Origin of the sequence: Lactobacillus nasalidis, from assembly GCF_016587775.1 — a bacterium.
GTDB classification, from domain to species: Bacteria; Bacillota; Bacilli; order Lactobacillales; family Lactobacillaceae; genus Lactobacillus; species Lactobacillus nasalidis.
The window spans coordinates 1-10,874 of the sequence record NZ_BOCG01000159.1 but is presented as its reverse complement, the minus strand read 5'-3'; the positions used below and the strand labels follow the sequence as shown (position 1 = coordinate 10,874).

The window sequence follows — 10,874 nt, the reverse complement described above, 5'->3', positions numbered from 1 at the left end:
TAGTCCAGCACCGTGCATTTTGCCCCCAAGGCAGTCAGGATCGGCATCTGCTGGCCGCCGCCACTGGCCAGGCCAAGAACTTTTTTGCCGGGCAAGTCGCCAAACCAGCTGTGAGGCACAGGCTTGGTCGGAGTCAGCACAATGTCCCACCGCCCTTCTTTGGCGGCTTGGAAAGTTTCATGGTCAACCGGCTTGCCCCATTCCCAGCCGTCTTTGACCCAGCGGTCGATTGTTTTAGCATTCATGTCTTGATAGTTCATGATATTTTTCCTCGCTCATTTTTGACCTTAGTTTAACAAAATGATAAGAGGAATGCCATTTTTTCTAAGCATGGATTAATTTTTTTGCCATTTTGCTGTTGACTTTCTCAGATTATGGGCTAAGATAAGAAACATGAAATCAAAACAACATTGCTTTGAAAAGGAAAAGTAGTTTTGGCGAGATCTTCAGAGAGCTTCTGTTTGGTGCAAAGAAGCGGTCAGACCAAGAGCGAAAATCACCTTTGAGCGGAAGCTGCGATATTAGTGGCTTCGGGGTCCGCCCCTTAAAGCGGCAGCGCATTATCTGTGCGTGAAGGCCCAACGGCGAAAATAGGTGGTACAGCGCTCAAGGCGCCCTATTGGATCAATTCGATCCAGTGGGGCGCCTTTTCTTTTCCGCAAATGTCCAAGTGAAGAAAAGAAAAAGAGGAATTACACATGAAAGTTAGAAAAATGGCAACAGTTGCTTTACTAAGTTTGTCAGCGTGCGAGCTGGCTGCCTGCGGCAATAACGGGTCACAGGCTTCAAGCGGCAAAACCACCTTGAACCTGATGGAAACCGATGTGGTCAGTTCGCTGGACACTTCCGTAACTGCCTCAATCCCTCAATGGGACACTTTGGTGCAAACTATGGCCGGCCTTTACCGTTCAGATAAAAATGACCAGCCAGTTCCCGCGGTTGCCACTAGCTATCATAAGTCCAGTGATGGTAAGACCTACACGTTCAATCTGAGGCACAATGCCAAATGGTCAAACGGTGATACTGTAACCGCGCAAGACTTTGTGACAGCCTGGCAAAAAGGCGTTTCTCCTAAAGCCTTGTCTGGCTATAACTACATCTTCAGCAACATCAAGAACGCCGACCAGATCTCTCAAGGCAAAAAGGTAGCCAGCAGCTTAGGCGTCAAGGCAGTTGGCAAGTACAAGCTCGTCGTGCAGCTGGAAAATCCTGAGCCGACTTTTATCGACAAGATGGTCATGCCAGCCTTCTACCCGCAGGATACCCGCTTGGTAAAGAAGTACGGCAGCAAATACGGTACGGCAGCTAAATACACGGCCTTTGACGGTGCCTTCAAGGTTACCAGATGGACCAATACCAGCGAAAAATGGACCGCGGTCAAGAACCCTTACTATTACGCAAAGAAGGCTGTCAAGCTGCAGACAATCAATTATCAAGTAGTCAAGGATTCAAACACGGCCCACCAGCTCTTCCAGCAAGGCAGTTTGGATGACGCCGTTGTTTCCGGTACGACCGCACAGGGATTGCAAAAGAGCAAGAACCTGTATCACTTGTACCGGTCAGGAAACAATTTCGTCAACATCAACATGGCCAAGGGGGCTACCCTGGCCAGCAAGCAGCTGAGGCAGGCCCTCTACCTGGCCGTTAACCGTGAGCAGCTGTCCAAGAAGGTTTTGGCTGATGGTTCCAAACCGTCATATACCTTCTCTGCTCCAAACGCGGCCAAGGATCCGGCAAGCGGCAAGGATTTTGCCACTGCAGCCCAGCCGAAGGAAACCTACAACGTTGCTGAGGCCAAAAAGCTTTGGAAGGCCGGCATGAAAGCGCTGGGCAAGAGCAAGGTGACTTTGACCCTGGTAGCCAGCGACACGACGACCGACAAGAACGTCAGTGAATTTCTGCAATCACAGCTGGAAAGCAAGCTGCCAGGCTTGAAGGTCACGGTTAAGAATCTGCCGTCCAAGTCAGCTTACAACCTGGTAGCCAACGGCAAGTACGACCTTTACCTGTCTCTTTGGTTGAATGACTACGCTGACCCATACAGTGAGCTGCAGACCATGGAAAAGACCAACACCCACAACTATGGCAAATACACCAGCAGCGCCTACAACAGTGAGCTGAGCCAGGCCAGAAAAAACGCGTCTACCAGATCAGTCTACTTCAGCCACCTGCTCAAGGCCCAGGAGCAGATGAACGAAGACTTCCCTGTCCTGCCGCTTTACACCATGGTTGAAGACCACTTGGTAAATTCGAACTTGAAGGGCGTTCTGTGGCATAAAGTCGGCATGGTCGACTACACCCGGGCCTACTTTAAGTAACATTTTGAAAAAGATTGACTGAAGGAGAAAAATCATGGATCAAACAAGAATCGTTACTTTGGACAATGGCTTCCACCTTTTCACCAGAAAAGTGAATGAAGGCCCAATCAAGCTGCTTTGCGTGCATGGTGGTCCCGGCGACAACCATGAAGACTTTGACAACTTTAAGGCTGGTTTGGCCGGCAAAGGTGTTGAGGTGTACTCTTACGATCAGCTTGGATCATACTGGTCGGACCAGCCGGATTTTTCAAAAGAAGAGAATCGCAAGTATTTGAAAATCGACTATTTCGTCGATGAGCTTGAAGAAGTTCGCCAAAAGCTCGGTTTGGAAAACTTCTACCTGCTTGGACACTCTTGGGGAGGTCTGTTGGCCCAGGAATACGCGGTTAAATACGGCCAGCACCTCAAGGCGGTTGTCATCGAATCAATGATTGACAACCTGGATGAGTACACGGTCAACATCAACCGGGAAAGAGAAGAAATGTTCACTTCGGCCCAAGTGGAATACATGCATGAGTGTGAAGCCAGCGAGAACTTCGACGACGCGATGTACAAGGAATTGGTTGCCAAGCTTTACTCGGTCTACTTGATCCGGCACCCGGAAAATGCCACGCGGCACGTTGTCAGCACCACCAACACTCAGATCTACAACTACTTCCAAGGCAACAACGAATTCATGATGGTCGGCAAACTGACGGAATGGGATTTCCGGGACCGCCTGGGGCAGATCACCCTCCCTACCCTTTTGACGGTCGGCGAATTTGATACGATGCCGCTTGACGCGGTCCGCCGGATGCACCGGACACTCAAGAATTCCCGCATGGTTGTTACGCCAGATGGCGGGCACTGCCACCACGTTGACAATCCAGATGCATTTTTCTCTTCCTTATATAAGTTCATCAGCGACGTTGAAGCGGGAAAATTTGCAAAGTAAAAAAGCTGTCACATTTGTGGCAGCTTTTTGCTTTGACATAAAATTTCTCTAAGCCTTGTGACTCTTGAAGGCGAAATAGTGGCCTTCAGGATCCGCAAAATTGCAAGTTTCCATGTCGCCCATTTCCACGACTTCAGCTACAGTTACGCCCTTGTCAAGCAGCTGCTGGCGGACGCTCTTCACGTCTGCGCAGCTAAAGAGCAGTGACGGGGTTGCCAGGTCGACCTCCGGGGAGTACTTGGCAATTGCTTCTTTGTCAAACAGCCGCAGACTGGCATCTGCCTTGTCGTTTGGGGCCAGCAGATAAGACTTGGTCTGGTCAGGACCCATGCCTTCCTCCTTTAACGCGAAACCGACTTGGTCAGTCCAAAACTTGGCGCACTTTTCCGGATCCTTGACATACAACATGATTTCTACTTGTGTAAACATGATTACCTCCAATTTGCACAATTGCTTTACTAGCAATTTATCATAGCTTGCTTTGCTGAACAATTTTTCTGCTTACAGAGGCCCCTGGTCCCGATAAAGAATGTGTGCTAAACTAGCAGTTAGCAGTTTAAGCTGTACAAGTTAATTTATTCTGCCGCCGGGTAGATCAGATACGTCAGGTGCCGCATCATTAGGCCTTAGAAGATGCGGGTAACACCGGCGTTTTTTCTTTGTAAAGGAGTTTCACTATGGCATGGATTTATCTTTTTGCAGCTGGCTTGCTGGAATGTACCTGGTCGGCAACCATGAAAATGAGCGAAGGCTTCAGCAAATTCGGCTACTCGCTGGCAACTATTATTGCCCTGGCCGGCAGCATGGCTCTCTTGATTCTGGCAACCAAAACTCTGCCAATCGCTCTTGCCTACCCAATTTGGACTGGAATTGGGGCAGCCGGGTCTATCATTATCGGGGCAACCGTCTTCAAGGAACACATTCCGCCGATGACCTGGATTTTTGTAGTTTTCCTCTTGATCGGCGTTATTGGCATCAAGCTGACCAGCGGTGAATAAAGTTAATAGCAAGAAACGGGACCAGCAGGGCTGATCCCGTTTTCTTTAACTGTTGCTGTTCTTTTCAATTATATAAGGTTGTAAAGCCTCAGCCAGTGAGCGGATGTTCCGCGTTTGAATCAGAACCTTGCCGTCACCAGTGAAGTGGTTGACCAGCCCTTCGCCTGAAGTAAAGCCAAACATCCCAGAAGCTACTTGGATGTCATAGTCAAGATCTGCATCCCAGGCAACGACATGTTCATTGTCAATTGAAATCGGCTCATCACTGGTCACGGTCAGTTCAACCAGGTCACCAAAGGCGTTAACCAGCATGTCGCCTTCACCTTCAGTTTGCATTACGAACAAACCACCGGTTCCGCCAAAGACTGCCTTGCTTAATTTTTGACTCTGCATCTTGTAGCTGACGCTGTCGTCACTGGCCAAAAAAGCCCCGGTGTTCAAGCAGTACTGCTTTTTGCCCACGGACAGTTTTGCAATCTTGCCAGGAATTGCCGGTGCAATCCCAATTTGGCCACCGTCAGCATCACCAGTTGCCTGGGTAATAAACATGCTTTCACCACTGGTCAAGCTCCGGCCAATCGCGCCAAGCAAGCCGCCAAGCCCCTTTTTGCCAGAGTTCATCTTCCCGGTGATGGTTACATCCTTCATGTAGACCATGGCGCCACTTTCGACTTTGATGTTTTCTCCCTTGTTAAGGGTTACGGCTGCTAATGGGCAGGTATTCCCGCCGCTCAATTCGTACTTCATGATAACCCTCCGCTCTTGGTAAATTTATGACAATAAGTTTGGTTCATGCCTATATTATACCAAGAAAGAGCTTTCAAAGAAAAAGCAGCCATCGTTAAAAAAGCAAAGAAAATGAAACCCCAAACCTTAAATAAAGAAGCTTGGATGCCGACGCCTACTTTTCGAGCTCGCTGAAGTTAGGGTCAATCCGGTCTAGCAAAGTAAAATGGCCATCCTCATACTTCAGTTTGAAAATAGTACAGTTGCCAATATGACGGTCAAAAGGCAAATTGTTGTAGCGCAAGAAACAAGCAAGGATTCCGCCATGAGAGACGGCCAAAACGGAATGATGGTCTTCTTGTTCCATGACCTGGCTCAAGCTCTTGGTCATTCTTTCACTGACTTCGTTTTGGCTTTCCCCGCCAAACTTAACAAAGAAGTCACCATAAGGCGTAGGCGGATTTAAAAAGTCGTCCATTCCTTCAAAGCGGCCAAAATTCCACTCCTTGATCCCCTTAAGCCGGGTGTACGGCATCTTTCCGCCGGTTACCAATTCCAAGGTGTCGCAAGCCCGTTCACTCGTACTTGAGTAGCAGTGGTCCAGCTGGATCTTGTTTTCTGTAAAATAGCGGCCAGCAATCTTGGCTTGATTGATCCCCAGTTCAGTCAAAGGCGAGTCGCACCAGCCTTGAATTTTGTGCTCGACATTGAATAAGGTTTGCCCGTGCCGCATGAGATACAATATTTTTTCCATCATTTTGCCCCTTTTCACATTAGTGTAGCGTTTTCAAATAAATTATAGCATTTTTCCGCAAACCGATGGAAACAGAAAATGACAGACGAATGCTCACCTTGACCTATTCAGCCCAGTCAATCGTACCCATGGCATCTTCTTTGAGCAAACGGTCCAGTTTGAACTGGTCCAGCTGGTCATAAAAAGCCGCGAAAGCCTGGTCAAAGGCCTGGCTGATCTCCTGCTCGCTTTCTTCTACATGCTTTTCGTCAGGAAAAATAAACCGGGCAAGGTGGCTTAATTCCAACCGGTCTTCAGTCAGCTGCAAGGCGATGAAAACATCCTTGATGCTGATCGTGCTGATTGGCCGGGCTAACTGGTAGCCTCCGTTCTTGCTGGCAGAAGCGACTATTAAACCGCCGTTTTTCAACTTCATCAGGATCTTTTTTAGATATGAATCAGATACCTGCAGGTGTGCGCTCAAGACCCGGCTCTTCAATGCCTCCCCATCCTTTTGCAGGGCCAGGATCAAGAGCACGTAAATTGCCTGCTCCACGCTTTTGTTGATCTTCATCTTTTCCTCCTAGGCCAGCATTTTTCTGACTAATTCTTCAGCTACGTCGTTGACATTAACTGGTTTAAGCTTTTTGGAAAAAATCCCGAAAAACTTCAAAAGCGGCACCCACCGGGTCATCTCATCCTTCCGGCCATTGCCGTAGACCAGAGTCGGAGATACATAAGCCAAAGGAACAGGGCTATCCTGCAGGTATTTGACCAGATCAGCCTTGCCATCCACAAAGCTCTTTGGCCCCAAACTTCCGGCAATAAAGCCCATCTTCTTGACCTTGTATTCTTCAGCCAGCCGCTTCATTACTTCAGCCGGCATATTGTTGATCCGCTTGAACTTCTCTGGGTCTTTTTCTGGCGTTCCGACGAAGTCAACAATGTAATCAAAATCTTCCGGTAGAACTGCCTTAACTTCTTGGTAGTCACTGACATCTGCCCGCAAATTATGAATTCGCTTGTCGGCTAATTTATTTCTGCCTGACCGGGAAATTACGTAGAATTCTGTCTCTGGATCAGCCTTCATCCAAGCTTCAGTCGTTGCCCGGCCAATGTAGCCGTTGCCGCCCAATAAAACTGCTTTAGTCATCCTGTTTGCCTCAATTCTCATCAATTTATTTTAGGATATTCTACATCCTAGGATGTTTATTGTCAACGGATATACAATAAATTTTTCGGAAAACAAAGTAGCACAAAGCTTTGACTTATCAAGCTTTTTACAAATTCTCTACATAGTATGATTAGCTTTAATCTACAAATTGAAATCAGCTATCTCCGCTTTTATTTCTTGGCCTATTCCTATATTCTGGATCTGAAGCTATAGATTTATATAGATGGCCCCCTTTCTCATTTTAAGCCCTGCACTATCTGGTATCATAGAAATGATGAAGCACTATGCATAGATTATTTGGCAGTTAAAATGATCTAGCTTAGAAGGACAACAATGATGAGTTGACCAGGGATGAACTGGTGGACCACTTCTATGAAGAATTTGACTACAAGAAATGGTACAGATTCAATATCAGCTTCCGCCGCCATGCTGGTGACGCTCCAGAAAAGATGACCGACCGGAAGCTTAACGCCTTCTCTGAAGGACAAAGAAGCCGTGCTATTTTGGAACCACTTTTGATCGTCTTGGAACTGGACGAAAAGAAGATGAGCAATCCGCTTGCTCCAAAGATCATCTTAATGGACGAGTCTTTCTCCGGTATCGATGATGAACAGCAAGAGCTGCTGCTGAAGAACATCTATGATATTGCAGATAACTTTATCGCGACTGGCTACAACGCCCGCCTTGCGGTACCAGAAAACAGCAAGGACACGACTTACTTCACCCTAATCGATCACACGGTTGACGGCAAGAATCACTTTATCTCTGTAGAACAGAGCATCGTAAGAAAAAATCGCTAAAAAATAAGGCATGATTCCGAATTAACGGAGTCATGCCTTTTTGGCTGAAAAAACTAAGCGTGTTTCTTCGGTTGAAGCTGCTGCTTTTGGTAAAGTACGGTTAACACAGCCCAGATAATATTAATGATTGCCCAAGCGTTGCTATATCTTGCATAAGCTGACTGCCCTGGGAAGGCAAGCTGAACTACCGCCAAGATGGCCACAATCACCATCATAACAGACACCGCTTTAAAAAACTTCGGCCGGTCAATCCAAACAGCTGCCAGAATCAGCGCGACAATTGACAGCAAATTAGCAATCAAGAAGAAATTGTTGCTTGGATTGTCTTGCGTTGCGTAGCCAAAAGTATAGTTTGGCCCCAAAGCGACCAGGTAAATTGCCATCAAAACTCGATAGGCAATAGTTTTTTGCTTCTGTGTAAACAATCTGATCATCCCTTCTATTAATAGATAGTCACCTTATAAACATATGATGGCGTAAAGTCTCCCTTAAACCAATTCTCTAATCCATGAGGCAGAACAACTGCACTTGGTCCTGGAATCGGGTAAAGAGCACGCTTAGTTGCTCCCCATTCATAAGCCAAATATACATACTTTGAGCAATAGCTTGGTGACTTTACATACATACTACTTGGGAAGAAGTACGAGGGATTGGTCTTCAAATACATATGCCTATATGCGTACGTACTTGCGTCATCAGCATAGTGTGGATGCTTCTTAATTCGATAAACAGCAACATACTTCCCATTCCCTGAGTTTCTCTTAAAGAAAGTTGCTTTTGGCGTATGTGTCGCGTGCTTGCCAGGCCCTGGCATTTCCATGATGTACTTTGATGAAGATGCGATTGCAGCGTGACCGATGTACTTACTAGTAATATTTCTACCGTAACAGATAAGAATATCACCTGCTTTCATACTATAACCCTTCCTAGCCGATACAGATGTAAAGCTAGTAAAAGGAAAAATAGAGCTACTACTTTTTGTCCCAGTGGCTGATACCGTGATCGGATTGTCCCCTGCTTGTTGACGAGGGACTTCATAATTGTCATCTGCCACATATTGCGCAAAAGAAACGGTTGGATGCGTCTGTTGATATTCCAGATACGCTGGAAAAACAGATTCTTTGCACAATGAAAGGAATTCAGACTGCGTCATATTTTGATCAGTCAAAATGCCTTTCTCTTTACCTGTATTATACGCCTTGATGAACTCGCTTTGTTCATCAGAATTATCTGTATTGTTTGAAGAGGCTGAAGCAACTGATGGCATAATTGAAATGCCAACGGCTAAACAAACGGCACCCGACATGCAGATCTTCTTAAAATTCATGACTCTAGCTCCTATCAAATAAGGTTCGTAATTATCATCGACCGTATATTCTCAATTAGCTTGAACCATAGCAAATAATTGCTGTGACGACCATTCCCTACTCCTTTCATTATCTATAACACATCAACTGGTTATATTATAAGATGGTTCACAGCAATAAAAATATAATTTTCGAAATCGAAATTTTTAATCAATTAGTCCTTTGATGGACTCAGAAAAAAATTTGTCATACCCGAATTCTTTACAAAAATGATAGATTTTATCTACTTTTCTTTGATCATTTGATAGCAATGCTCTATAATATTCTGCTAACACTTTTAAGAAAAATAAGTTTGGCATATTAGGTAACTTGTTAAAAAGATGAAACACTTCTTCTAATTTAAATGTCGTTTTTCTTCGATAACAATTATCCAGATAGTTGATACAAATTAATCCAACGACATACTGGTAAGTGGAAGAATAGTCTTCGATGTTCTTATATTTTCTAAGTACGCTACTGATAAAGAAACAGAGTTCATCATCAGAATAGATTAGCATCGTGTTACATAATAGCTTCAAGGAATCTATGTCCTTTGTCCAACTATCGTTCATAAGTATTTTTTTGATAACTTTATCATGGATTTCCGGATCTAGTTTCGAAAAACCTTTTGATAGTGCCAGATCGACCATGATTGCTTTAACACACAGGCATACATCTCGACTACTATTTTGAATTATTCCGTTTAACTCTGATGCAGTCTCTGAATCTTTGACACAAAAAGCTTTATCCACTTTTTCAGACATATTTTGCTCAAGCCTGTAGCTTTGTGATGCATTTAAGTCTAACCCAATTTCAGAAACAAAATCATTCCAATCAATGTTGTTCCTTAGAATTAGTTTGAACAGATCCTGAGCACGTATTTCTTGCAACCCCCGTTCTATTTTTGAATAGTTTGCAACTGAGAAAATATCACCTGCCATTTCTTTCTCTGTTAAATGCCGTATTTTTCTTTCTTTTTCCAATGCTTGACCAATTGTCAACGACATGCACATCTACCTCAATAATTTTCGAATCAATTTCAACAATTCATTTTTTAAGCCTTATCCAGATTATACAACAAAGTTTGAATATAGTTATTCAAAAAATGAGTGCTAACAAAACGGGATCTGGAGATCCTCACAAGCATTCCAGGCATCGGCGAAAACACCGCTCTAAGAATCATTAGTGAGCTTGGGGATATCAGACGATTTAACAACGCAAACCAATTAAATGCATTCGTTGGTGTTGATCCTCAAGTTTATGAATCTGGCAATTTTACTGCCCATCTGTCAATTTCAAAGCGTGGGACAGCCATTGGCATACTTGGCCATAAACCAAATTGAATCGGCCAAGAGAGCGGGAAATCCTTGTCATATTGCGGATTATTACGAGAAACGAAAACGGTCTTCTGAGACTGCAAGTCACAAGAAGGCCGCTATCGCATCGATCCATAAATTATTACGGACGATCTTCGCTTTAATTAAGAATGCTCAATTGTATAGTTATGACATAGCCAAACATAACCAAAGACTTTAGTCACAAGAATCGATCCAATAGATATTATAACAGCCTCTTTTTCGAAATTACAGAAGGTGGCTGTAATTGTCATGCCCTAAATCAGATATTTGACTTGATTCTCCGGGAGCTACTTACCGATTAGACCTTTATTTAAAAATAAAATTGGCTAAAATCCTTGATAACACTTGACTTAGAGCATAATACTAGTGGCGAAAAACGTACTTAATGTGTTTGATTATATGTAAGAGATAGCAGGTAGGTTTTAAGTTGAATTAGCGTAAGGAAAGCCAGAACTTTGCTTTAGGTTAGAGCGCAAATTTTAGTCAT

The 10,874-nt window shown here is 44.6% G+C and carries 12 protein-coding genes, 2 pseudogenes and 1 other annotated feature; of the genes and pseudogenes, 5 read left to right on the top strand and 9 right to left on the bottom strand.

Annotation, left to right across the window (positions count from 1 at the left end; translation table 11 throughout):
- Positions 1–260, bottom strand: a pseudogene (locus lacNas_RS02975) (class I SAM-dependent methyltransferase); the annotation flags it as partial.
- A 146-nt stretch (positions 261–406) separates the two neighbouring features.
- Positions 407–622: a binding site (T-box leader), on the top strand.
- A 76-nt stretch (positions 623–698) separates the two neighbouring features.
- Here lacNas_RS02975 and lacNas_RS02970 point away from each other — a divergent pair.
- Complete coding sequence (locus lacNas_RS02970) at positions 699–2,318, top strand: peptide ABC transporter substrate-binding protein (RefSeq protein ID WP_201330427.1); 1,620 nt, start codon at positions 699–701, stop codon at positions 2,316–2,318.
- 34 nt (positions 2,319–2,352) lie between these two features.
- Positions 2,353–3,252 carry a proline-specific peptidase family protein gene (locus tag lacNas_RS02965; RefSeq protein ID WP_280515153.1) on the top strand — a complete coding sequence of 300 codons (900 nt, stop codon included), beginning with the start codon at positions 2,353–2,355 and terminating at the stop codon, positions 3,250–3,252.
- A 48-nt stretch (positions 3,253–3,300) separates the two neighbouring features.
- Here lacNas_RS02965 and lacNas_RS02960 read toward each other — a convergent pair whose 3' ends face one another.
- Positions 3,301–3,681, bottom strand: coding sequence for a VOC family protein (locus lacNas_RS02960; protein ID WP_201330426.1), 381 nt, complete (start codon positions 3,679–3,681; stop codon positions 3,301–3,303).
- A gap of 248 nt (positions 3,682–3,929) precedes the next feature.
- Here lacNas_RS02960 and lacNas_RS02955 point away from each other — a divergent pair, with 248 nt between their 5' ends.
- A complete protein-coding gene (locus tag lacNas_RS02955) occupies positions 3,930–4,250 on the top strand; it encodes a DMT family transporter (protein ID WP_201330425.1) in 321 nt (106 codons plus the stop codon).
- Positions 4,251–4,295: 45 nt separating this feature from the next.
- Here lacNas_RS02955 and lacNas_RS02950 read toward each other — a convergent pair whose 3' ends face one another.
- The 4 genes from lacNas_RS02950 to lacNas_RS02935 all read right to left on the bottom strand — a co-directional run bounded on the left by lacNas_RS02950 (position 4,296) and on the right by lacNas_RS02935 (position 6,862).
- Positions 4,296–4,997: a TIGR00266 family protein gene (locus tag lacNas_RS02950; protein ID WP_201330424.1), complete on the bottom strand. Its 702-nt coding sequence runs from the start codon at positions 4,995–4,997 to the stop codon at positions 4,296–4,298.
- A gap of 154 nt (positions 4,998–5,151) precedes the next feature.
- Positions 5,152–5,733: a histidine phosphatase family protein gene (locus tag lacNas_RS02945; RefSeq protein WP_201330423.1), complete on the bottom strand. Its 582-nt coding sequence runs from the start codon at positions 5,731–5,733 to the stop codon at positions 5,152–5,154.
- Positions 5,734–5,833: 100 nt separating this feature from the next.
- Complete coding sequence (locus tag lacNas_RS02940) at positions 5,834–6,283, bottom strand: Rrf2 family transcriptional regulator (RefSeq protein ID WP_201330422.1); 450 nt, start codon at positions 6,281–6,283, stop codon at positions 5,834–5,836.
- Positions 6,284–6,292: 9 nt separating this feature from the next.
- On the bottom strand, positions 6,293–6,862 hold the full coding sequence (locus lacNas_RS02935) for an NAD-dependent epimerase/dehydratase family protein (RefSeq protein WP_201330421.1): 570 nt from the start codon (positions 6,860–6,862) through the stop codon (positions 6,293–6,295).
- A gap of 362 nt (positions 6,863–7,224) precedes the next feature.
- On the opposite strand from lacNas_RS02935, the gene lacNas_RS02930 reads away from it, so the two are divergent.
- Positions 7,225–7,683, top strand: coding sequence for an SbcC/MukB-like Walker B domain-containing protein (locus tag lacNas_RS02930; protein ID WP_244660639.1), 459 nt, complete (start codon positions 7,225–7,227; stop codon positions 7,681–7,683).
- Positions 7,684–7,736: 53 nt separating this feature from the next.
- Here the strand turns inward: lacNas_RS02930 and lacNas_RS02925 are convergent, their stop codons facing one another.
- From lacNas_RS02925 to lacNas_RS02915, 3 genes are all read right to left on the bottom strand, one after another.
- Positions 7,737–8,117 carry a hypothetical protein gene (locus lacNas_RS02925; RefSeq protein WP_244660638.1) on the bottom strand — a complete coding sequence of 127 codons (381 nt, stop codon included), beginning with the start codon at positions 8,115–8,117 and terminating at the stop codon, positions 7,737–7,739.
- 8 nt (positions 8,118–8,125) lie between these two features.
- Positions 8,126–9,010, bottom strand: coding sequence for a hypothetical protein (locus tag lacNas_RS14120; protein ID WP_244660637.1), 885 nt, complete (start codon positions 9,008–9,010; stop codon positions 8,126–8,128).
- Positions 9,011–9,196: 186 nt separating this feature from the next.
- On the bottom strand, positions 9,197–10,036 hold the full coding sequence (locus lacNas_RS02915; protein ID WP_201330419.1) for a helix-turn-helix domain-containing protein: 840 nt from the start codon (positions 10,034–10,036) through the stop codon (positions 9,197–9,199).
- A 111-nt stretch (positions 10,037–10,147) separates the two neighbouring features.
- On the opposite strand from lacNas_RS02915, the pseudogene lacNas_RS02910 reads away from it, so the two are divergent.
- Positions 10,148–10,565, top strand: a pseudogene (locus lacNas_RS02910) (transposase); the annotation flags it as partial.
- Between the last annotated feature and the right edge of the window lie 309 nt (positions 10,566–10,874).